This is a genomic window from Corynebacterium stercoris, from assembly GCF_024160105.1.
Lineage (GTDB): Bacteria > Actinomycetota > Actinomycetes > Mycobacteriales > Mycobacteriaceae > Corynebacterium > Corynebacterium stercoris.
Genome location: NZ_JAMFTQ010000010.1, coordinates 15,157 through 38,056 on the forward strand (window position 1 = coordinate 15,157; position 22,900 = coordinate 38,056).

Sequence of the window (22,900 nt, forward strand, 5' to 3'; positions counted from 1 at the left end):
CACTCGCACGGGTTTGCTGCGGGAGGCTCACCGCCGGAAATGCTCAGCGTTAGAACAGTGTCGGCAGCCTTGATACTGTCGTAAGGGTTCTTGCCAAAACCATGGAATGAAATGGGTTCACCATGACACTTCCCCTTGTCATCGGGCTCGTCGCGGCGACGGTGGTGCTCTCACCAATCCTCGTGCGAGTCATAGACAAGAAGGCCGGGTACCCTCTCGCAGCGCTGCTCTTCGCCGCCGCGGCTGTGCTGGGCTCCAAGTACACCGAAGTCTCCCGCGGCACGGACCTCGAATGGTCCTTTACGTGGGCGCGCGACGTAATGGGCATGGGCACATCCGTGGACTTCGCGCTGCGCGCGGACGGGCTGAGCATATTCTTCGCACTGCTGGCGCTTGTGATCGGCGGTGTGGTCTTTTTGTACTCCGCCGCGTACTTGCCCGAGCGCGACGGCAACACCAGCTTCTACACCATCATGACGGCTTTCACCCTGTCGGTGCTGCTGCTTGTGCTGGCCAACGACGTGGTGCTGCTCTTCATCGGCTGGGAACTCGTCTCCATCGCATCGTTCCTGCTCATCGCGCGCTCCGGCTCCTCGGGCGAGGCCGGGTCCTACCGCACCCTGATCCTCACCTTCTTCGGCGGATTGACGCTGCTCACCGCACTGGCCATCGCGGCGGTGCAAGCCGGCACCACCTCGCTCTCCGGCATCCTGGCGGCCGATTTCTGGGCGCAGGATTCCAAGCTGGTCACCGGCCTGGCCGTGCTCATCGCGCTCTCCGCCTTCACTAAGGCCGCGCAGTTCCCCTTCCACTTCTGGCTGCCCGAGGCGATGGCCGCGGCCACCCCGGTCTCCGCGTTCCTCCACGCCGCCGCCGTGGTCAAGGCCGGCATCTACCTGCTGCTCCGCTTCTCCACGGTCTTTGCAGCCACCCCCGAGTGGAACTGGCTGCTGATCATCACCGGCCTGTTCACGGCGCTGATGTCCGCCACCTTCGCCATCACCAAGACGGACCTGAAGCACCTCACGGCGTACTCCACCGTCTCCCACCTGGGCTGGATCGTGGCCGCCATCGGCGTGGGCACCCCCGTTGCCCTGGCCGCGGCGCTGACGCACACCCTGGCCCACGCCCTGTTCAAGTCCTCGCTATTCATGCTCATCGGCGTGGTGGACCACGAGGCCGGCTCCCGCGACATCCGCCGCCTGGGCCCGCTGTACAACAAGATGCCGTTCACCTTCGCCTCCACCGTGGTTGCCGCCGCCTCCATGGCCGCGGTGCCGCCGCTGTTCGGCTTCGTGTCCAAGGAGTCCATCCTGGCCGCGCTGCAAGAGAACCCGCAGGGCATGATCCTGTTGGTGGTGGCCGGTATCGCGGCGTTTCTCACCTTCCTCTACTCCGCCAAGATCGTTTTCGGCGCGTTCGTGGACGGCCCGAAGGACATGTCGCACGTGCACGAGGCCCCGGTGAGCCTCTGGCTGCCGGCGGCACTGCCGGGCCTGATGTCCGCCGTCGTGCCGTTCATGCTCCCGCAGGTAGCCAGCCTGGTGTCCACAGGCGTCACCGCCATCACCGGGGAGGCGTACGAAGCCGAGCTGCACATCTTCCACGGCGTGAACGCCCCGTTCATCGTCTCCATGATCGTGCTGGCCGCCGGCATCCTCTTCGTGCTCTTCGCCCGCAGGCCATTCTTCGCCCGCGTGGAAAACAAGGAGCTGCTGCCCACCAACGGCAACGAGATCCTGAGTGAGGTGAACCGTACGGCTACGAGCGTCGGCAAGCATTTGGGCTCCATCGCGGACGGTTTCAACCCGTCGCGCCACCTGTTCCCGCTGTTCTTCCTGGTGGTAGCGCTCGGCCTGTCCACGGCGCTGCTGACAGACGGCGTGGACGGCGTGCCGCTCGCCCCGCGCGCGGAAGGCATCGACGTGTGGTGGGACCTCATCCCGTTCGGCATCATCCTCGCCTCGGTGGTGGGCATGTGCCGCACGCGCTCCCGTTTGGCCACCACCGTGCTGTTGGGCACCGTGGGTGTGGGCATGACGCTGCAAATGTTCATGCTGGGCGCGCCGGACGTGGCACTGACCCAGTTCCTGGTGGAGGCGCTCACCGTCGTAGTCATGCTCATGGTGCTGCGCTTCCAGCCGCGCACGTTCCCGGAGACGCCGAAGCGCAGGCAGGTCACCGCGACGGTGTTCGCCGCCCTGGCCGGCATCACCGCCTTCCTGGGCGTGTGGAGCCTGCTGGGCCGCCGCGAGCGCTCCGAGCTGGCCATGTGGTTCCTCACCGAGGGCGGGCTGGAAACGCACGCGGACAACATCGTGGCCGTGATTATCGTGGAGTTCCGCGGCTTTGACACCCTAGGCGAGCTGTCCGTGCTGGGCATGGCGGCGGTGGTGATCATGGCGGTGACGTCCTCCGTGCCGCGCCACAAGTTCGAGGCCGGCACCCGCCCGCGCCCGTTCGGCCAATCCCAGTTCAACACCCTGCCGCTGCGCAAGGCCACCACGCTGGTGATGCCGGTCCTGGTGGTGCTCTCCATCGTCATCTTCTTCCGCGCCCACAACGCGCCCGGCGGCGGCTTCGTCGCGGCCCTCGTGCTGGCCACCGGCTTCGCGCTGAGCTACCTCTCCCGCGGCGCGGATACCACCGTGGTCAACGAGAAGACCCCGGTGCGCCTGATCGGCTGGGGCATCATCGTCGCCATCTCATCCGGCTTCCTCGGCCTCATCGAGGGCGGCTTCCTGTACTCCATCTACGGCGAAATTGCCGGCCAGCACTTCACCACGGCCATGATCTTCGACGCCGGCATCTACATGTGCGTGGTGGGCATGGTCACCCAGGCCATCAACTCCCTGGGCGGCTACCTGCGCCCCGGCGCGGAGGTCTCGGAGCTGGTGTACACCCGCAGCGAGGCGGAGAACCCGCTGCCCAACGTCCCCGAGCCGGACCACCCCGAGAATGCCGTGGATGCCCACCCGGCGCCGCTCAACCCGGCCGAGGCACCCCGATCCGTCCTGTCGAAGGAGCTTGATTAACCATGGTGATGGCACTGACAATTGCAGTCCTAACCGCCGGCTCCGTGTACCTGGTCATGCAGCGCGGCATGGTGCGCGTGGTGTTCGGCATGTCCCTGTTCGGCCACGCCGCCAACCTCACCCTGCTCGCCGCGGGTGTGGGCGCGTGGCGCGGCGAGGCGTTCCCTTCCCGCACCGCGCTGGAAGACATGTCCGACCCGCTGCCGCAGGCGTTCGTGCTCACCGCCATCGTCATTGCGATGGCAACCACGACCATCCTGCTCATGCTCGCGTCCCTGGGCAAGGACGACGACACGAAGGATCAGCCCACCGGCACCGACTCCGGCTACAGCCACATGGAGCTCTCCCCGTCCGCACTGTCCACCGCCGGGCGCACCGCCCGCCTCAACCCGCGCAAACTGCGCGCCATCCACGACATGGAAGTCCTTGAGACCGTTGACCGCTCCCTGGAGGTGACCGAACGATGACCGCAGACGCAATCCTGCCCATCTTCGTCGCGCTCCCGCTGATCATCTCCGCCGTCACGGCGCTGTCCCCGAGCAAGACGCTGAACGACGCTTTGTCAATCATCATCCCGGCCATCAACCTCGCCGGCGGCATCTGGCTGTACCAATACACCGGCGAGCACGGCACGATCAGCCACACCATCGGCGGCTACCAAGCCGGCGTGGGCATCTCGTTTGTAGGCGACCAGTTCTCCGCCATCATGCTGGTCACCACCATGATCGTGGCGCTCACGGCCAACTGGTTTGCCATCGTGGCCGGCGAGACCCAGGCCCGCTACTACACGCCCCTGACCCTGGTGCTGATCACCGGTGTATCCGGCGCGTTGCTCACCGCGGACCTGTTCAACTTCTTCGTCATGATCGAGGTCTGCCTCCTGCCCTCCTACGGCCTCATCGCCATGACAGGCACCCGCCACCGCCTCCTGTCCGCCCGCACATTCGCGCTGGTGAACCTGGCCGCCTCCACGCTTCTGGTGCTCGGCGTGGGCTACGTCTACGGCGTGGCCGGCGCGGTGAACATCGCGGCCCTGCGCGGCGCCGCCGCCGGCAACGGCCCGATGACGGTGGCCATGGGCATTGTGGTCATCGCCATCGCGCTGAAGGCCGGCGTGTTCCCGGTGCACACCTGGCTGCCGCGCACCTACCCCTCCACCTCCGCGGCCGTAATGGGGCTCTTCTCCGGCCTGCACACCAAGGTGGCGGTGTACATGCTCTACCGCATCTGGGTGGTCATCTTCGACATGGACGAGCGGTGGAACACCCTGATCATCGTCATCATGGTTGTCTCCATGCTCATCGGCGGCTTCGCCGGTCTGGCGGAAAGCACCATCCGCCGCGTGCTGGCGTACCAGATGGTCAACGGCATGCCGTTCATCCTGGTCATGCTCGCCTTCACCGGCGGGGGCGGCGAGCAGGCCCGTTACGCACTCGCCGCGGGCCTGTTGTACACGCTGCACCACATGATCACCGTCGGCGCGCTCACGCTGAACTCCGGCGCGATCGAGGAAACCTACGGCACCGGCACCATGAGCAAGCTTTCCGGCCTCGCCCGGCGCGACCCCATCACCTCGGCCGTGTTCGCGGCGGGCGCGTTCTCCATCGTGGGCTTCCCGCCGTTCTCCGGCCTCTTCGGCAAGGTGACCATCATGCTGGCTGCGGCAAGGCCGAGCGACGTCACGTCCTGGGTCGTCATCGGCACCATCATCGTCGCGTCGTTCGGCGCGCTGCTGTCCATGATGCGTGTCTGGCGCAAGGTCTTCTGGGGCCGCCCTATGCAGCACTACCCGGCTGCGTTGAATGTGCGGTGGCCGTATTTGCTGCCGTCGTTAAGCATGATGCTCCTGTCCCTGGCAATGTTTGTGCTGGCCGGGCAGATGTGGGGTATCACCACCAGCGGCGCCGACGCGCTGCTGAACGTGGACCAGTACACCTCGGCGGTGCTTGGCACCGACGCCGTGGGCGTGTACCAGGGAGGACGCTAAATGTTGCACGCGATTACGTACACCTTCTGGATTATCAAAGAGATCTTCGTGGCGGGATGGGCCGCCGTCGCCGCGGCGTTTAAGCCCAACACCGGGCTTGAATCCGTGATCATCTACTACCCGCTGCGCCTGACCACGGAGTGGGAGATCTTCTGGTTCTCCACCTCCATCACCGTCACCCCCGGCACCCTGTCCGTGGGGCTGCGCCACCGCACTGAGGACGACGCCGCGGAGGTGCTGATTGTGCAGGCCGCGTTCGGCTCGGACCCCATCGACGTGATCGAGGGCCTGGCCGACATGGAGGAGCACGTCAACCCCAAGGTCAAGGACATCCCGTTCGACGCCGCGAGCGTCGCCTGGGAGCCCTACCGCGATTTGGGCGCGCCGAAGGCCGCCCACGTCCCGCCGGCAGAGAGGATGGACTAGATGTTTGCCACGACGTTTGAAACCGTGATGGCGGTCTGCATGATCGTCATGGCCGTCGCACTGCTGATTGGCCTCGGCGCGGTGATTTTCACGCGCGACGAATTGTCCCGCGCCGTGATGGCGGACTTTGTCTTCTACGCCATGATCGCCATCTTCCTGGTGTGGACGCTGGTGCGCGAAACCATGATCGGCTACGACGTTGCCATCCTCGCCGCCGTCATCTGCGGCGTCATTCCCACCATCTCTATGGCCCGCATCATCTCGAGGGGGCGCCGCTAATGACTGTCCTGGAAATCATCGTTGCCGCGCTGGTCGTGGTCTCTACCGTCTACACGGTGGCCACCGTGCTGCTGCAGCTGCGCGCGCCGGATGCGCTGACCCGCGCGAACCTGCTCGGCCCGCTGGTGTGCCTTGCCTTCCCGACGCTCGTGCTAGCCAAGCTCATCTGGTCTTGGGGCACCTACGGCTTCAGGCTGGGCGAGTTCCTCATGGCCGTTGTCGCCGTCGCCGGCGTGTGGATCATCGGCTCCGTCGGCTCCTTCGTCATGGGCCGCTCGATCTACGGCGTCACCGTCACCGACAAGCTGGACACAAACGCCAACCACTAGCGGCTCGCAGGCATGAAAAAAGCCCCCGGAGGGGCTTTTTCGCTTTCCGACGTTCCCTTAACCCTGCCACTTCGCGTCAGCGCCGACGGTGCGCTTTTCAAAGCGCTCCTTGGCATCCGCGTAGTCCTCTTCCGGCAGCTGGTAGAAGAACACGCGCGGCAGCGCGGCCTCGACGCGGTTGAGGTACTCGGTGACAAAGGTCTCCACCTTCTCGTCCTCAGCCGACTTCTTGCTCACGTAGATGAACAGCGGGCGGGCCAGCGGGTACTCGCCGCTCTGAGTCTCCTCGCGGCCCGGTGCGACACCGTCGACGGAGACGTTGTCGATGCGGTCGCGGATCGTGCCCTCGGTGGCCAGGTAGTTACCGATGCCCATGAAGCCCAGGCCGTTCACGTCGTCCGCGATCCAGCTGGAGAGCTCGTCGATGTCGTCGGTGGCGGCGTAGTCGCTGCGAATCTCGGCGTCGCCAAGCACGGTGTTCTTGAACACGCCGAGGGTACCGGAACCATCCGGGCGGCCGTAGAGCGTGATCTCCTCGTCGGGCCAGCTCGGGTCCAGGTCGGACCAGCGGGTCGCGCCGGAGTTCTCGGACCAGATCTCGCGCAGCTGGTCGATGGTCAGGTCCTGCGCCCAGGTGTTCTGGTTGTTCTTGACCAGGGTGATCGCGTCTAGGGCGATGGGCAGCTCGATGAACTCGACCTTGTTGTCCTCGCAGAGCTTCTGGTCCTCGGCCGGGATGGCCACGGAGGAGTCGTTGATGTCGGACTCGCCCTTGCAGAACGCCTGGAAACCGTCGGTGGAGCCCTCGGAGGTGAGGTTGACCGGGGTGTCGGTGCGCTCCGCGATGAAGCGGGTGATCGGCTCCACGGTGGCGGAACCGGTGATGGTGATCGCGCCGTCGCCGGCGGCGGTGGTGTCGGAGGAGGAGCAGCCGGCCAGCAGCAGCGCGGCTGCGAGCGGCAGTGCAGTCAGTACGCGCTTCATTACTTGCCGCCCTCCCGCATCTCGGAACGGAACTCGCGCAGCAGCTTGAACAGGTTCATCCAGCTGCCCTTGTTGGTGGCCAGGTAGTGCGGCACGTTCTGAAGCTCCGCCTCCTGCTCCGGGGTGAGGTGGGAGGCCTTTGCCTCTGTGCGGGCGCCCTGGCGGGCCTCGAGCTCGGTGCGCAGCTCAGCTGCGGTCTCCTCCAGCTCGTTCAGCAGCGCCTCCAGCGCTGCGTCCGGGGCCTCGCTGTTGATCAGCTCGGAAGCGAGCGGACCGAGGTCGAAGTCCGGGTCCGTCGGGTCGAGGTGCATGTTCGGATTAGTCATGGCTTGTGCTCGCTTTCTTTAAGACAGGGCGTTGGAGATGATCACGGCCAAGATCGGGATGACGAAGAACACGCCGGCGACCCACACGAAGACGTAGATCTTGTTGCGGTCCGCCATCTTGGCCAGCCAGTCAGAGCCGGTGGGCGGCAGTTCACGCAAGAACGGGATACCCAGGATCACAATCGCGGAGAAGAGGTTGAACATGGTGTGCACCAGCGCACCGGTCATCGCGGCCTCTGCTTCCACACCGGATGCGGAGAACGCCGCGATCAGGCCGGTGATGGTGGTGCCGATGTTTGCGCCCACCACGAACGGGAACAGCTCGCGCACCTTGAACTTGCCGGAGCCGGCCAGCGGCACCGCAAGCGCGGTGGTGGTGGAGGAGGACTGCACAATCGCGGTGATCAGAGCACCGGAGAGCACGCCGGTGAACACGCCGCGGCCCAGCGCCGCGTGGAGGATCTCCTGGGCGCGGCCCACCAGCAGGGCGTTGAGCAGGTTACCGATGAAGCTGATGGAGACCAGGATGAGCACAATGCCCAGCACCGCGAGGATGATGCCGCCCCACACGTTGCCCAGCGGCTCGACCAGGCCCGTCGCCAGGCTCACCAGCGGCTCGGTGATGGTGTCAATGAAGTCGCCCACAACGTTGAACACGGAAGCGACCGGGTTGTCGCCCTGGCCGGACAGCGACGGCGCGATTGCCTGCGCCGACTTGGACAGCACGCCGAAGAACAGCTCCAGCGGGAAGAAGATCAGAAGCGCGAGCAGGTTGAAGAAGTCGTGCACCGTCGCCATAGAGAAGGCATTGCGGAACTGGCGCTTGTTGCCGGCCAGACCCACCGCAACCAGCGTGGACGTCACCGAGGTACCGATGTTGGCACCGAAGAGCATCGGCACCGCGATCTCCAGCGGGAGACCGCCGGCGAGCATGCCCACCACAATCGACGTGGTGGTCGAGGAGGACTGAATGATTGCTGTGGTGATAATACCGATGGCCAGACCCACGAACGGGTTCTCGGCGAACGCGAACAGCTGCTTGGCCTGGTCGCCGGCGGCCATCTTGAAGCCGTCGCCGATCATGCCCACGCCGTTGAGCAGCAGCCACACGGCAAGGGCGACCGCTACCCACTCAGCCACGGACTTCGCGGTGCCGGTGAACGGCAGGAAGCCCAACGGATCCTTCTTTTCTTCTTCGAACTGCTTCTCAAAGTCGTCGTCGGAGCCTTGCTTTCCGACGTTATCTTCCAACCGCACGGCGGTAGAACCGCCAGTGTCTCGACTCATGCTCACCCAACCTCATCACGTAGTGCGCCCGCGTGCCGGGCACAGGTACGCGAGACGTTACAGGTAAGAGATGATGATTCGGTGGCCCGAAGGTGAACGTTCGGAGAACTTGAACAGGAAAAACCCAGCCAACACGAAGCTTGCTGGGTTTTTTACCTAGTCGCCCTCAGGCGAACCGTCGGCGTTTAAGGGTTCGCGGTGGAAGCCTGCTTGTCGGCCTTGTCCTTGTCGCCCTTCGCAGCCTCGGCGCGCTTGCGGCCCAGCTCGGAGCGCAGCTTCTGCTCCAGCTCGTCGCCGATCATGCCCCAGTACTTGAAGGTGCGCTCCTCCACGTCCTTGTTCTCGATGGCCAGCATCTTGTTGGTGATGTTGTCCACGAAGCGCTTCTTGGCCGCATCGTCGAACACGTTCTCGTAGAGGTTGCGGGCCTGGGAAGAGTCGTCGTCAAGCTCGTGCTTCACGTACGCCGCGCGCACCAGGTCGGTGCCGTGCGGATCCGGGTTCACGTACAGGTTCGAGGCCTGGCCGTAATCCTGCATGGAGGAGGAGTCCTCGCCGTTGTCCAGGTAGCCCATGCCCTTGTCGGTGCGGTTCGGGGAGTAGTTCGGCTCGCCCTCGTGGTTGAAGAAGTAGGCCATGGAGCCGCGCTCGGCGTAGGTGTTCACGTCGGTCAGCGGCTGGTTCACCGGCAGGTCGTTGTAGTTCGTGCCGATGCGGTAGCGGTGCTGGTCGGCGTACGCGAAGATGCGCGCCTGCAGCATGCGGTCCGGGGACAGGCCCACGCCCGGCACCAGGTTGGACGGGTCCATGGCAATCTGCTCGATCTGCGCGTGGAAGTTCTTCGGGTTGCGGTTGAGCACGAAGTAGCCCACGTCCTGCAGCGGGTAGTCCTTCTGGCTCCACACCTTGGTCAGGTCGAACGGGTTGTACTTGTAGGTGGCAGCGTCCTCGAACGGCATGATCTGCACCTTGACATCCCAGATCGGGTAGTCGCCGCGCTCGATGGACTTGAACAGGTCCTCGCGGTGGAAGTCCGGGTCCGTGCCGGCCTTCTCGGTGGCCTCGGCGTCGGTGAAGCACTCCCAGCCCTGGCGAGTCTTGAAGTGGTACTTCACCCACACCACGTCACCTTCCTCGTTGATCCACTGGAAGGTGTGGGAGCCGAAGCCGTCCTGGTGGCGGCTGGTCTTCGGGGTGCCGCGATCACCCAGCAGGTAGGTCACCTGGTGCAGGGTCTCCGGGGTGCGGGACCAGAAATCCCACTGCATCTCATCCGAACGCAGGCCGGATGCCGGGTCGCGCTTCTGGGAGTGGATGAAGTCCGGGAACTTCATCGCGTCGCGCAGGAAGAACACCGGGGTGTTGTTGCCCACGATGTCGTAGTTGCCGTCCTCGGTGTAGAAACGCAGGGCGAAGCCGTGCACGTCGCGCCAGGTGTCGGGCGCGCCGGACTCGCCGGCTACTGAGGAGAAGCGGGCGGCCATCGGGGTGACGGTGCCCTGCTGGAACAGCTTGGCCTTGGTGTACTTGGACACGTCCTCGGTGATGTGCAGCTCACCGAACGCGCCGTGGCCCTTCGCGTGCGGGATGCGCTCCGGCACGTTCTCGCGGTTGAAGTGCGCGAGCTTCTCAATCAGGTGAATGTCCGTCATCGCGTTCGCGCCCTGGCGGCCCTGCGTCACGGACTTGTTCTCGCTGGCGACGGGGACGCCACCGAGCGTCGTCGTCTGGCCGTCGCCCGCCGGGCGCTCACCGCGCTCGACGATCGGCTCCGCCTGAGACGGCTTCTGCTGCTCAGCCATTGTTTCATCCTCCACGTGGGTAATAGATAAGTGCGGTCGCATTCAATCTTAGGCGTGTTTGCGGCTGGTAGTCTTTCGCAGCGTGAGCAGGAGTGACGACGCCTACGTCACCGACCTCGCCCTCAAGGCCGGTCGGGGAGACCGCGCCGCCCTCACCGAGTTCATCGAGCACACGCAGGACGACGTTTGGAGGCTCCTCGCCCACCTCGCCGGCCGCGAGTACGCCGACGACCTGACGCAGGAAACCTACCTGCGGGTGCTGAAGTCGCTGCCTAGGTTCGCAGGGCGATCGTCGGCACGCACGTGGCTGTTGTCCCTGGCGCGGCGCACGTGGGTGGATTCCGTGCGCCACGACATGGCGCGGCCGCGCAAGGCTCACGCCGAGTACGAGGACGTAGCCGCGCAAGAGGCCAGCGCCGACAGCCCCAGCGTGTGGCTCGAAGTGATGGACGCGCGCGCGATGCTGGAGGCGCTGGCTCCTGAGCGTCGGGAAGCACTCGTGCTCACGCAGGTGCTGGGGTACACGTACGAGGAAGCGGCGAAAATCGCCGGGGTGCGCGTGGGCACGATCCGCTCGCGAGTGGCGCGGGCGCGGCAGGACCTCGTCGCCGGCGAAGGCTGACGGCCCAGCGCACGCTACACTTGATGCGACCACATGCCCACCTAGCGCGCTGTCGAGCGCGCACACTTGGAGGCTCGAGCTCGCATGCTCAGAACCGCAACACTGATTTCCTTCGCTTTCATCGGCACCCTCGTCGGTGCCGGCTTCGCATCCGGCCAGGAAGCGATGCTCTACTTCTCCGCATTCGGCACCCAGGGCATCTGGGGCGCGGTGCTCTCCTCGGCGCTCATGCTCATCGCCGGCGTGACGCTGCTGCAGCTCGGCTCCTACTTCCGCGCGCAGGAGCACATGGAGGTGCTCGGGCCGATCTCGCGCATGAAGATCACGGCGTGGATCCTGGACATCGCCACGATTACCACGCTGTTCTCCATCGGCTTCGTCATGTTCGCCGGCGCCGGCGCGAACCTGAACCAGCAGTTCGGGCTGCCCGTATGGGTCGGCGCGGTAATCATGCTGGCGGCGACGATCGGCTTCGGCATGCTCGACGTGGACAAGGTCACGGGCGCGATCGGCGCGCTCACCCCGTTCCTGCTGCTCTTCATCATCATCGGCTGCGGCTGGACGCTGATTAACGCGCACCCGGACTGGGCGGCGCTCAACGAGTACGCGGCCACGAACGTGGACACGACCCTGCCGAACTGGTGGATCTCCGCCCTGAACTACACCGGCCTGAACGTCATCTGCGTGGCGTCCATGGCGCTGGTGATCGGCGGCAACGAGCTGAACACCCGCGCGGCCGGCCTCGGCGGCCTCTTCGGCGGCATCGGCTACCTGGTCATGCTCATGCTGCTGGCCGTGGCGCTGCTGCTGAAGATCGACATCGTTGAGGGCCAGGACATGCCGCTGCTCACCCTCATCACCGACATCAACCCGACGCTGGGCACCATCATGGCGCTGATCATCTTCGGCATGATCTTCGCCACCTCCCTCGGCATGTTCTACGCGCTGGGCAAGCGCCTGTCCCGCGGCCGCGAGGAGAAGTTCCGCGTCATCTACATCGCGGCCTGCCTGATCGGTTTCGCGCTCTCCTTCGTTGGCTTCCAGACGCTGGTGTCCGTGGTCTACCCGATCCTGGGCTACATGGGCCTGGTGCTCATCGTGGTGGTCACGTTCGGCTGGCTGCGCGGCCTGCCGAAGCTGCGGAAGGAGGAGCAGCGCCGCAACCGCGCCATGGAACTCATGCGCGTGAAGCTTGACCCGCGAGAGCGCTTCACCAAGAACGACGAGCGCGAGCTCGAGCACGTCACCGCCATGTCCGTCGTGGACGACGAGACGCTCTCCGAGGCGCTCGAGGAGTCCGTCACCCAGGAACTCATGGCCGACGAGGAAGTCGAGTTCGACCCGGAGGACGTCGGCCGCGACGTGGTTTACGTCAGCTACACCGAGCCCGTCTCCCGCGACGAGTACGAGCCCGACGAGCCGTGGAACGACACCACCATCGACGACCTCATCGCCGCCGACGAAGCTGAAGAGGCCTCCGAGGAGCGATAGAAAAAGCCCCTGTACGGGGCTTTTTTGCTTTCCGACGTTCGGAGCTACACCAACAGCTCAGCGATCTGAATCGTGTTCAGCGCGGCGCCCTTGCGCAGGTTGTCGCCGGACACCACGAACACCAGGCCGCGGTTGCCGTCCACCGCCTGGTCCTGGCGGATACGGCCCACCAGGGAATCGTCGATGCCGGTGGCGGCGAGCGGCGTCGGCACGTCGACGACCTGCACACCCGGCGCGCCGGCGAGGATCTCTGCGGCCTCCTCCGGGGTGATGGCGCGGTCAAACTCCGCGTGCACCACCATCGTGTGGCCGGTGAACACGGGCACGCGCACGCACGTGCCGGAGACCTTCAGGTCAGGAATACCGAGGATCTTGCGGGACTCGTTGCGCAGTTTCTGCTCTTCGTCAGTCTCGTTGGAGCCGTCGTCGACAAGCGAGCCCGCGAGCGGCAGCGCGTTGAACGCGATGGGTGCCACGTAGGGGCCGAGGTCCGCCGGCGCGAGCGCGGAGCCGTCGCGCGCGAGGTCCGCGGTGGCCTCGCCCAGCGACACCACCTGGGAGGCCAGCGCCTGCACGCCCGCCACACCCGAGCCGGACACGGCCTGGTAGGAAGCCACGCGCATGGTGTTGAGGCCGGCAGCGTCGTGCAGCGCCTTGGCCACCGGCATGATCGCCATGGTGGTGCAGTTCGGGTTCGCGATGATGCCCTTGGCCAGATCTTTCGCCTTGTCCGGGTTGACCTCGGAGACGATGAGCGGCACCTCGTCGTCCTTGCGCCACGCGGACGAGTTGTCCACGACCTTCGCGCCGGCCGCCGCGAACACCGGCGCCCACTCGCGGGAGGTGGACCCGCCCGCGGAAAACAGGGCAATGTCCACGTCGGCGACGGACTCCTCGGTGACCTGGGTGAGGTCCTCGACGGTGATCTCCTCGCCGCGGAACTCAAGCGTGGTGCCCGCCGAGCGCGGGGAGGCGAAGAAGCGGACGCGGTCCGCGGGGAAGTTGCGCTCCTCGAGGATGTCGCGCATCACGCGGCCGACCTGGCCGGTCGCGCCAACTACAGCAATGGTGGTCATGGGTGGTTTACCTTCCCGTTCCGGCGTACACGATGGCGGGCTCGTCGCCGCCGAGCTCGAACTTGGTGTGGATGGCGCGCGCGGCGTCCGCGATCTCGTCCTGATCCACCACGGCGGTGATGCGGATTTCGGAGGTGTTCATCATGTCGATGTTGATGCCGGCGTCACGCAGCGCCTCCGTGAAATCGGCGGTCACGCCCGGGTGGGACTTCATGCCCGCACCCACCAGCGACACCTTGCCGATGCGGTCGTTGTAGGAGATGGCGTCCCAGCCTTCGTCGGCACGCATGCGCTCGAGAAATTCCATGGCGCGGTCCCCGTCTGCCGTCGGCAAGGTGAAGGTGATGTCCGTCTTGTTGTCCTCGACGGACGAGATGTTCTGCAGCACCATGTCGATGTTGATCTCGGCGTCCGCGAGCGCGCGGAACACCTTCGCCGCCTCGCCCGGCACGTCCTTGATGCCCAGGATGGTGATCTTGCCCTCCGAATTGTCGGTGGCAACTCCGGTCAACACTGCTTCTTCCACGGGGATATCCTCCATTGCTCCGGCGATGAGCGTGCCGGGATCATTGCTATACGACGATCGGACGCGCATCGGCACGTTCCACGCACGCGCGTACTCCACACTGCGCAGCACCAGAATCTTCGAACCGCTGGCGGCGAGCTCCAGCATCTCCTCGAAGCACAGCTGGTCCAGCTTGCGGGCGTCCGGCACCATGCGCGGGTCCGCGGTGTAGACGCCGTCCACGTCCGAGTAGATCTCGCACACGTCCGCCTTCATGGCCGCCGCGAGCGCCACCGCGGTGGTGTCCGAGCCGCCGCGGCCCAGCGTGGTCACGTCCTTGGTGTCGCGGTTCACGCCCTGGAAACCGGCGACGATGGCCACCTTGCCCTGGTCCACCGCATCCTGCACGCGGCCCGGCGTGACCTCGATGATGCGGGCGTTGCCGTGGCGCTCTGTGGTGATCACGCCTGCCTGGGAGCCGGTGAAAGACTGCACGTCCACGCCCTGCGCGGCCACCGCCATGGCGACCAGGGAGTTCGAGATGCGCTCGCCCGCGGTGAGCAGCATGTCCATCTCGCGCGCGGGCGGGGTGGGGTTCACCTGCGCGGCGAGGTCGAGGAGCTCGTCGGTGGTGTCACCCATCGCGGAGCAGACCACCACCACGTCGTTGCCCGCCCGTTTCGTGGCCGCGATCCGCTCGGCCACAGCGCGGATGCGCTCGGCGGATTCGAGGGACGAGCCCCCGTACTTCTGCACGATCAAGGCCATGTGGGTGGCACCCCTTCGCGGGTTCGAGTCCGATAAATAACGCCTTGAGAGTTTACCGCCCCACCCTGCCTGGCACGCAGCGGAGGGCTAAAATCATGCGCCGTGCACAGCAACGGCCTCGCGGCAGCCCTCGCGCTGCTCTCCGCCGTGCTCATCGCGGTGGGCACCGTGTGGCGCCACCGCATCCTGCGCGCGGGCCAAGCGCGTTCCGAGGCCAACGACGCGCCGCTCACCTCCCTCCGCCGCCCCGCGTGGTGGCTCTCCGTCGCCGTCGCCCTGCTGGCCTACGCCCTGCAAGCCGCGGCGCTGGCGTTCGGGTCGCTGCTCATCGTGCAGCCGATCCTCGTGCTGTCGCTCATGCTCACGCTGCTACTCTCCGCTCGCGTCGCACATCGCCCGATGTCGCGCGCCGAAACGGTGTGGGCGTGGGTGCTCACGGTTGCGGTTGGGCTGGTTATTGTCGTCGGCAAGCCGCAGCCCGGCACGCGCGAGGTCCCCGCCTGGGAGTGGGTCGCGGTCTGCGCCCTCGGCGCGCTGGGCACAGCCGCGGCCTTCGCCTTCGCTTCACGACGCTCCCCCCACACCAAAGCCCTCACCTACGGCCTCGCGTGCGGCGCGATCTACGGACTGTTGGCCGTGTTCGCGAAGGTGGCGATGGACGCGCTCGCGCACGGCGGCGTCGCGGCCATGCTCGCGTGCTGGCAGTTCTGGGCCGTAATCGTGAGCGCGCTCGCCGGCGTGCTGGTGCAGCAGTACGCCTTCGGCGCCGGCGACCTGTCCGCATCCCTGCCCGCGAGCAAAGTCGCCGAACCCATCGTGGCGCTCGCACTCGGCTACGCGATGCTGGGCGAAACGTTCGCCGTCGGCTCCTGGGGCCTGCCGTTCATCGCCGCCGCCGTTGTCGTCATGCTTTTCGCCGCCGTGCAGCTGTCCCGAGCTGCGCGTTTTCAATAACCTGTGGATGGATTTTCCGCTTTCCACAGGCTCGAGCGCTTGGCGGTTTGCGGCGCTTCAAACGTCGCTTAGCGTGCGTGCCATGAGTACCGCAGCGACCGTCGCACAGGCGATGTCAACCGACGCCATGGAGTTCGTGGCGTCCTTTGACCGCGCCCTGTTCGCGGACGCCTGCGTGAACCCGGCGCGCATCAACGAGTGGGCGCGGCTCAACGAGGCCTACTTCGGCGCGTGCGCCGCACCCCGGCAGCAGGAACGCTGCGTGCGGCTGGCCCGCGAGGGCGGGTTCTCGGTGGACCAGTTGCTGGCTGTGGAGCGTCGGTTAGCGAAGTTGCCCAAGGCCCAGCGCACCATGCGGGCGCGGATGGAGCTGCTGGAGAAGCTCGTGGCCGCCGCGCCGCGCTCGTACGACGCGTTTTCGCAGCTGGTCACGGAGTTCGTGCCCGTCGAGGAGAAGGAGTGCGCGGGGGACCTGCGGTTCAGCCGCCCCAACGGCCGCTTCGGCGGCATGCACGCCAGCGGCCCCAGGCGCGATTTCGCGGACCTCGAGGCGAAACTGCGCTCCATGACCAACCCCGAGCTGCCCGAAGGCCCGCAGATGTACGAGGCGCTGTTCACCCTCCTGCGCGGCGAGGGCGGCGGCGTGCCCACCGCGGCGCCGCGGCCGGTCGTCGCGGTTCCGCTCCCGGACGGCGTGCGCATCGAGAGTCTTGAGGGCGACGACGTGGAGCTCGGGCTTTCCGACGGCACAACCATGACCGGCGCCGAATATCTTGCCACCGGTCTCGGGCTCGCCGGCGGCGCGGACGTCGAGCTCGCGCTGGTGCACCCCACCGTCGGCCCCGTGAAGTCGTACCGGCTGAGCCGCTTCGCCAACGACGAGCAGCGCCTCCTCGCATCGTTGCGGAACCTCGTCTGCGCCTGGCCCGGCTGCAAGCGCGCCGCCGACTTCTCGCAAGTCCACCACGTGCGCGCGTGGAGCCGCGGGGGCGAGACGAACATCGACAACCTGGTCATGCTCTGCCCCTTCCACAACGCCGTCAACGACGACGACGCCCAGCGCCGCAAGTGGGGGCGGATCGAGCTTGTCGACGGTCGCGCCATGTGGATCTCCCCCTACGGCCGCCGCGACGTGAACACGTTCCACCCGTACGGGGTGATGGAGCGGCTCTTCCCCGACCCACCACCCGCAGGTCCAGATTAGAAATGACGCGTTGAGCACCGGCCTAGCCCCAGGTGACATATTCACCCCGGGGCTTCTAGGCATGCCTAACTGGGATGTGCGTTGATTTAGCTACTGCTACTGGAGGACCCAGATCCCGACGGGGTTGCAGTCACACTCGGCTCCGCAATGGCGGTGGTGGTGCGTGGCACCGAGCGGCCACTCGACTCGAACCCCGGCGCACACGCTTCGACGATCGCCGCAATGGCCGCGAGGCCAAGTGTGGCCGCGAGCATGCCACCGGCAACCTCAGCAAGGTTGGCACCGCTGCGCGCCAGCTGTTCGTTGATCTGGGCGAGGACGGGGTTGTATAGACCTGCCTGCATCTGGAGCTGAGAGCTAAACTCCCCGATCGGATCACCGATTTGCTTCGAAAGCTCTTGGAACAGTGGGCCACCCGCGGCTAGTCCGATACCCACCGGAATGAGAAGCAGCAGCGGGATGCCGATGCCCTTCGATGTGGATACACATCGCTCGGAGCTCCCCGGAGCAACGGTGACCGTGGTTGGTACTGGTTCTGTCACCGTGCTTGGTGTTCCGGTGAAAGTCGACGTAATAGTGGATACACGAGTTTCCGTCTTCGTCAACACAATCACCGACCCGCCCGAGCGCGAAGTAGTAGTGATCACGTTTGTCTCGGTGGTGGGAATTGTGGACACCACGGTGGTGGGCAGTGTGGTCCGTTCCGTCTCGGTAATCCGTTCCGTGGTGGTGGTCACCCGTGGCAGCTTGTTGATCGATTGGACGAGCCAGGTGTTTGCTGCGTCCCGGAGAGACACCTCCTTTGGATTACTGACCTCGAATCCGTCAACCTTCCTCTGCTTCAGTGTGTAAGTAATGTCACCCTGAGAGTCCTTGACGGGCAGATCGTACAAATGGATCTTCCACCCGTTGTCCTTTGTGACGGGGATTTCGTGCTCTTTCTTCTCGCCATTCTGGGTGCGAGTGAGAACAAAGGTGACGGACTCCGGAATGCGCGAATCGTCGTCTGCAAGTGCTGCGCCGTTTTCGTCTTGCCACGCGACATCGATAACCTCGTAGGACTTACCGGGGCGACCGAACGTCACCTTTCCGCTGGCATCGATGCCACCGCCGCGAAGCCGGGCAGTGTTGTTGGTGATCTTGAGGCTCGCTTCCGCGTCGGCGTTTTTCTCCCCCGCGTCCGACACATCGTTCTTCAAACCCCGAACCGGGTCTTCGCCTAGGACGGAAAGTTCACCGGGATGCAGATGTTCCCGCGCCCCCGTGACCTGGGACTGATTATTGCGCAAGTACTTGGCCTCACCGGCCGGGGTGACATCGCGGCCGGCACCTAACAGGAAGTCCGACAGATTGACCTTGCCTGGGTTCAGATATGTGCCGGGTACCGAATAACCGATATCAGCCCCAGACTCACCAGCTTGGTTGCCGTAGATCGCCCCACCCTGAGTTGAATGCACGATGAGCTGCACGGCTTGCCCGTCTTGGCCCGGCGTCACCCAAATGCCACCGCCAACGCCGGTAGTGTCGCTTCCTGCTTGGTTTTTGGTCACAAGAGCGTTGTCCAAGTGCAGGCTGTATCCAATCGATGCGACCGCGACGCCGCCGCCCTGCGCAGCACTGTTCGTGTCGATGGATCCCTTCCGAAGCTGCACATTGTTTGAGGCAACGTACACACCGCCAGCGGAGTACTGACTGGAGTTCTCGCTGATCGTCCCGCCATTCAACGTAAAGGACGCTGGAAACAGCTTGGCGTACTCCGAGTGGGAAAGACCAGTCCGCCCGCCAAATCCCGGCTTTTGCCAGTACCCGTTGTTATCGGCGGTGAAATAGTTATCATATGCGGCAACTCCGCCACCGTAACCCTGAACCTGGGGGAAGATACCGGCAGCTCTATTTTTGGTCACCTCTCCGCCGTTCATGGTTACTTCCGAATTGGCAAACGATGTCACCCCGCCACCGAACATCCATGCAGTGTTCCCGCTGATGTTTCCACCATTAATTTCGATGGTGTTTTTCGTTTTCTCGGCACGATCTTTGATTTCCGCGGTCAGCCACGAGTCGACGTCATTGTGGGCGAGCACACCACCGTTCGTGCCCCGGTTGCCAGACACCGTACCCCCGTTAAGCGTGGCTGTCCCCCCGTTGTAAACGCCGATACCGCCGACTTCGCCCTTTGCGGGGCGCTGGAAGAGCTGACCGTTCTGGACGGCCACCCCGGCGAGCCCGCCCGCCACCGTGCCCCCATTCATTTCAAACGTTCCGCCGTTGACAGCGACGTTACCCGCGCCATTCGAGGCGTAGGAGCCTCGTTGATTTTTGGATACGGCGCCTCCGTTCATAACGAAACGAGCATCGCTTCCCTTGACAGTGACCGCACCCTCATATTGCCCAGTACTACCCACGGCGTTCTGGATGAATCCACTGTTCATAACGAGCGAGCCCTCCACGAGGATGAGTGGGGACGTTGACGGTTGCTTGTAACCGTCCAAGATGAGCGTGCCCGCGCCATTTGCCACCGTCAGCTGCCCACCAGGCTCTACGTGAATGAGCGGACCTGCCGTGTTATCGCGTAGGAAAAACGCGTTGCCACCACCCTGGGCAGATAAGGTGACCACCTGGCCTGACCGTACCTTGACGGTACCTCCGGCGAAGTTTCCACCAGTTGGGATCTCGATCGCCATCTTGCCGCTATCAATCAGAGACTGCAGTTGTTGCGCAGAACATGGACCGGCGCAGGTACTCAACTGCGCTGCGGCAATTGGAGCGTACTGCGGAAGCGTTGTTGGTAGCGCCACGGTGGCGGAGGCGACGAGCGCACCAACTACCGAGGGAGCCAGGATTCTGTGAGTGGTTTTAGCCGAACGCATGGATTTCCTTCCACCGCAGGGGAGACTACGTCAGGAAACGTTACTTCGCTTCCAAATCCTCTTCCAACATCTTTCCCAGTTAGAGAAAGTGCCCGCCGACACGAAAGTCCGTGTAGGCTACGTCACATGTCGAAGCGGCAGCTCCTCCTTCTATGCCGCGGCGGGATCTAGGCCAAGAACACGGCCGGCGCCCCGTCGCGGAGTTTGTGCTGCCGGCCGTGGCTTAAGATCAGCTCTCAACAGAGCGCCGACCCAAAAGGACCCCGCCATGACTCCCCCGAATGACTTTTTTGCGCCCCGCGAAATCACCACCCCCTCCGGCCCCCGCAACGAGGGCCAGCCGAGCTGGAACAAGCAGCGCGGCTCCTCGATGCCGGTAGACCGCTACCAGCCGTTTGCCGTCGAGGTCGAGGACATCACCCTGCCGGACCGCACCTGGCCGGACAAGAAGATCACGGCCGCGCCGCAGTGGTGCGCGGTGGACCTGCGCGACGGCAACCAGGCGCTCATCGACCCGATGAGCCCGGAGCGCAAGCGCCGCATGTTCAACCTGCTCGTCGAGATGGGCTTCAAGGAGATCGAGGTCGGCTTCCCGTCGGCCTCGCAGACGGACTTCGACTTCGTGCGCGAGATCATCGAGCAGAACATGATCCCGGACGACGTCACCATCCAGGTCCTCGTCCAGGCACGCGAGCACCTGATCCGCCGCACCTTCGAGGCGTGCGAGGGCGCGAAGAACGTCATCGTGCACTTCTACAACTCCACCTCGAAGCTGCAGCGCGACGTGGTGTTCCGCAAGGACCGCGACGCCATCAAGAAGCTCGCCACCGACGCGGGCGAGCTGATCCTGAGCATTGCCGACGATTACCCGGACACCAACTGGCGCTGGGAGTACTCGCCGGAGTCCTTCACCGGCACGGAGCTGGATTTCGCGCTCGAGGTCTGCGACGCGGTCGTGGACACGATGCGGGCGACGCCGGAGAACCCGATCATTATTAACCTGCCGTCGACAGTGGAAATGATCACGCCGAACGTCTACGCGGACTCCATCGAGTGGATGCACCGCAACCTGGCCAAGCGCGACTCGGTGATCATCTCCCTGCACCCGCACAACGACCGCGGCACGGGCGTCGCAGCGGCCGAGCTCGGCTACATGGCCGGCGCAGACCGCATCGAGGGCTGCCTGTTCGGCAACGGCGAGCGCACCGGCAACGTCGACCTGGTCACGCTCGCGCTGAACATGCTCACCCAGGGCGTGGACCCGCAGATTGATTTCAGCGACATCAACAAGATCCGCCAGACGGTGGAGTACTGCAACCAGCTGCGCGTGCCGGAGCGCCACCCCTACGGCGGCGACCTGGTCTTCACGGCGTTTTCCGGCTCGCACCAGGACGCGATCAACAAGGGCCTCGACGCGCTGGCGCAAAAGGTTCGCCCGGGCGCGACCTCGACGGACGTCGCGTGGGACGAACTGCGCGAGACGATCTGGGAGGTCCCGTACCTGCCGATCGACCCGAAGGACGTCGGCCGCACCTACGAGGCCGTGATCCGCGTGAACTCGCAGTCCGGCAAGGGCGGCGTGGCGTACATCATGAAGACGGACCACGGCATCAACATGCCGAAGGCGATGCAGCCGGAGTTCTCCGCGGTGGTGCAGGGCATCACCGACAAGGAGGGCGGCGAGGTCAACTCCAAGAACATGTGGGACATCTTCGCCTCCACCTACCTGGATTTGGATTCGCCGCTCGAGCTGGTGGATTACGAGGTCACGGGCGCGGCCAGCGACGACGATGACGCCGCCGTGCGCGCCACCGTGCTTTACGACGGCGAGCAGCAGCAAATCAACGGCACCGGCAACGGCCCGATCGCGGCCTTCGCCAACGCGCTCGAGTCCCTGGGCATCGATTTCGAGGTGCAGGATTACTCCCAGCGCGCCCGCACCGCCGGCGACGACGCGGACGCGGCCTGCTACATCTACGCCGACGTCGACGGCACGGCGGCGTGGGGTGTCGGCATCGCCGGCTCGACCACCCGCGCGTCGCTGAAGGCCATCGTTTCCGCCGTAAACCGCGGCCTCACCCACGCGAAGGAAGGCGGCGTGTAGCTTCCCCGGCGCGCTCCGCGGTGCGGCTGTAGTGTGTCCTTTCGGTAATCGACACTGCATTTCACCACGGAGTACGCATGCGAGCTGCAAGGTATGTGATTCCCGAGCACGGCCTCGGCACGGTGTGCACCATCACCGCCGAGGACGTGAACGAGGCGCTGGTGCGCGAGGTGGTGGGGGCCGCGCGCAACAGCCCCTGGCAGATCGCGGTGTCGCTGATCGGCCCGGACCTCGACATCTACTTGGACAGCAGCTACCTCGGCACCGTCAGCGCCGCCGACGCCGCCACGTACCCGGAGCTCGGGTGGATCCGCGAGGCCGGGTTTACGCCGCAGGTCACGGCGTGGGCGATCGTCGAGAATGGTGAGGCCTCCCTGATCCTGCGCATGCCGCGCCCCGGCATGGTGCTGCCCGCGAACAACCCGCCCGCGGACCCGTGGGTGCTGCTCGGCGGCGGGTACACGGTCGCGGTGACACCCCGCGTGCCGACGTCTGTTTCCAACCGCCACGTCCTCGCCACCCTCACTCTTGCCGACGACGGCGAGGTGGACGTCAGCGTCGACAACGAACCCGTCGGCCGCCTCGACGCGCACGCCCGCGCCGCGCTTGCCCCCACCCTGCGCGAGCTGCAACGCCGCGGCTACATCGCGGTGGCCCGCGGCTACCACACCCCGCCGGCGCTCGTGCTCAGCGCGGCCCCGATGGAGCCGACTGTGCGCCCGCTCGCGTACCCCTTCCCGGCGCTGCCGCCGATGCCCCGCGCGGCGCACGCGCCGGTGGTGGAGCTTGTGGAGGAGGAAATGAGCGTCGTCACGCATCCGCGTCGCTGGTGGCAGCTGGCCCGCCGGTAGACT

General features: G+C 65.4%; 19 protein-coding genes. 12 read left to right on the forward strand and 7 right to left on the reverse strand.

Annotated features, from left to right (window positions below; all coding sequences use genetic code 11):
• The first annotated feature begins 122 nt into the window (after positions 1-122).
• From M5J20_RS08155 to M5J20_RS08180, 6 genes are read left to right on the forward strand one after another with little or no spacing between them, the layout of a single operon-like run.
• Complete coding sequence (locus M5J20_RS08155; RefSeq protein ID WP_253578365.1) at positions 123-3,035, forward strand: DUF4040 family protein; 2,913 nt, start codon at positions 123-125, stop codon at positions 3,033-3,035.
• A 2-nt stretch (positions 3,036-3,037) separates the two neighbouring features.
• The gene (locus tag M5J20_RS08160; RefSeq protein ID WP_234948017.1) at positions 3,038-3,502 is read left to right on the forward strand and encodes a sodium:proton antiporter; all 465 of its coding nucleotides are present in this window, start codon (positions 3,038-3,040) and stop codon (positions 3,500-3,502) included.
• The gene (locus tag M5J20_RS08165) at positions 3,499-5,022 is read left to right on the forward strand and encodes a monovalent cation/H+ antiporter subunit D family protein (RefSeq protein ID WP_253578367.1); all 1,524 of its coding nucleotides are present in this window, start codon (positions 3,499-3,501) and stop codon (positions 5,020-5,022) included. The genes M5J20_RS08160 and M5J20_RS08165 overlap by 4 nt, the downstream gene beginning before the upstream one ends.
• Positions 5,023-5,448, forward strand: coding sequence for a monovalent cation/H+ antiporter subunit E (locus M5J20_RS08170; protein WP_253578369.1), 426 nt, complete (start codon positions 5,023-5,025; stop codon positions 5,446-5,448).
• Complete coding sequence (locus tag M5J20_RS08175) at positions 5,449-5,727, forward strand: cation:proton antiporter (protein WP_253578371.1); 279 nt, start codon at positions 5,449-5,451, stop codon at positions 5,725-5,727. It abuts the gene before it with no gap.
• Positions 5,727-6,056 (forward strand): Na+/H+ antiporter subunit G, encoded by a 330-nt coding sequence (locus M5J20_RS08180; protein WP_253578373.1) that lies wholly within the window; start codon positions 5,727-5,729, stop codon positions 6,054-6,056. Before M5J20_RS08175 ends, M5J20_RS08180 begins: the two co-directional genes overlap by 1 nt.
• 57 nt (positions 6,057-6,113) lie before the next feature.
• Here the strand turns inward: M5J20_RS08180 and M5J20_RS08185 are convergent, their stop codons facing one another.
• The 4 genes from M5J20_RS08185 to M5J20_RS08200 all read right to left on the reverse strand — a co-directional run bounded on the left by M5J20_RS08185 (position 6,114) and on the right by M5J20_RS08200 (position 10,455).
• Positions 6,114-7,040 carry a substrate-binding domain-containing protein gene (locus M5J20_RS08185; RefSeq protein WP_253578375.1) on the reverse strand — a complete coding sequence of 309 codons (927 nt, stop codon included), beginning with the start codon at positions 7,038-7,040 and terminating at the stop codon, positions 6,114-6,116.
• A complete protein-coding gene (locus M5J20_RS08190; RefSeq protein ID WP_253578377.1) occupies positions 7,040-7,366 on the reverse strand; it encodes a hypothetical protein in 327 nt (108 codons plus the stop codon). Before M5J20_RS08190 ends, M5J20_RS08185 begins: the two co-directional genes overlap by 1 nt.
• A gap of 18 nt (positions 7,367-7,384) precedes the next feature.
• A complete protein-coding gene (locus M5J20_RS08195; RefSeq protein WP_253578384.1) occupies positions 7,385-8,653 on the reverse strand; it encodes a Na/Pi symporter in 1,269 nt (422 codons plus the stop codon).
• A 185-nt stretch (positions 8,654-8,838) separates the two neighbouring features.
• Positions 8,839-10,455, reverse strand: a complete 1,617-nt coding sequence (locus M5J20_RS08200) for a catalase (RefSeq protein ID WP_253578386.1) — start codon at positions 10,453-10,455, stop codon at positions 8,839-8,841.
• An 82-nt stretch (positions 10,456-10,537) separates the two neighbouring features.
• Here M5J20_RS08200 and M5J20_RS08205 point away from each other — a divergent pair, with 82 nt between their 5' ends.
• Both M5J20_RS08205 and M5J20_RS08210 read left to right on the forward strand, forming a co-directional pair.
• Entirely contained in the window at positions 10,538-11,077 is a 540-nt protein-coding gene (locus M5J20_RS08205) for an RNA polymerase sigma factor (protein ID WP_253578388.1), read from the forward strand.
• Positions 11,078-11,161: 84 nt separating this feature from the next.
• A complete protein-coding gene (locus M5J20_RS08210) occupies positions 11,162-12,568 on the forward strand; it encodes a YkvI family membrane protein (protein WP_253578390.1) in 1,407 nt (468 codons plus the stop codon).
• Between the two features lie 44 nt (positions 12,569-12,612).
• On the opposite strand, the gene M5J20_RS08215 is transcribed toward M5J20_RS08210, so the two are convergent.
• Both M5J20_RS08215 and M5J20_RS08220 read right to left on the reverse strand, forming a co-directional pair.
• Positions 12,613-13,644 carry an aspartate-semialdehyde dehydrogenase gene (locus M5J20_RS08215; protein ID WP_253578398.1) on the reverse strand — a complete coding sequence of 344 codons (1,032 nt, stop codon included), beginning with the start codon at positions 13,642-13,644 and terminating at the stop codon, positions 12,613-12,615.
• Between the two features lie 7 nt (positions 13,645-13,651).
• Complete coding sequence (locus M5J20_RS08220; protein ID WP_253578400.1) at positions 13,652-14,917, reverse strand: aspartate kinase; 1,266 nt, start codon at positions 14,915-14,917, stop codon at positions 13,652-13,654.
• A 102-nt stretch (positions 14,918-15,019) separates the two neighbouring features.
• Between M5J20_RS08220 and M5J20_RS08225 the strand changes: the two genes are divergently transcribed.
• Together M5J20_RS08225 and M5J20_RS08230 are read left to right on the forward strand one after the other, a co-directional pair.
• Positions 15,020-15,871, forward strand: coding sequence for a DMT family transporter (locus tag M5J20_RS08225; RefSeq protein WP_253578402.1), 852 nt, complete (start codon positions 15,020-15,022; stop codon positions 15,869-15,871).
• An 82-nt stretch (positions 15,872-15,953) separates the two neighbouring features.
• Positions 15,954-17,075: an HNH endonuclease signature motif containing protein gene (locus tag M5J20_RS08230; protein ID WP_253578404.1), complete on the forward strand. Its 1,122-nt coding sequence runs from the start codon at positions 15,954-15,956 to the stop codon at positions 17,073-17,075.
• An 86-nt stretch (positions 17,076-17,161) separates the two neighbouring features.
• On the opposite strand, the gene M5J20_RS08235 is transcribed toward M5J20_RS08230, so the two are convergent.
• Positions 17,162-19,756 (reverse strand): Cna B-type domain-containing protein, encoded by a 2,595-nt coding sequence (locus M5J20_RS08235; protein WP_253578407.1) that lies wholly within the window; start codon positions 19,754-19,756, stop codon positions 17,162-17,164.
• 454 nt (positions 19,757-20,210) lie between these two features.
• Between M5J20_RS08235 and leuA the strand changes: the two genes are divergently transcribed.
• Together leuA and M5J20_RS08245 are read left to right on the forward strand one after the other, a co-directional pair.
• A complete protein-coding gene (leuA, locus tag M5J20_RS08240; RefSeq protein WP_253578409.1) occupies positions 20,211-22,046 on the forward strand; it encodes a 2-isopropylmalate synthase in 1,836 nt (611 codons plus the stop codon).
• A 77-nt stretch (positions 22,047-22,123) separates the two neighbouring features.
• On the forward strand, positions 22,124-22,897 hold the full coding sequence (locus M5J20_RS08245; protein WP_253578411.1) for a hypothetical protein: 774 nt from the start codon (positions 22,124-22,126) through the stop codon (positions 22,895-22,897).
• The last annotated feature ends 3 nt before the right edge of the window (positions 22,898-22,900 follow it).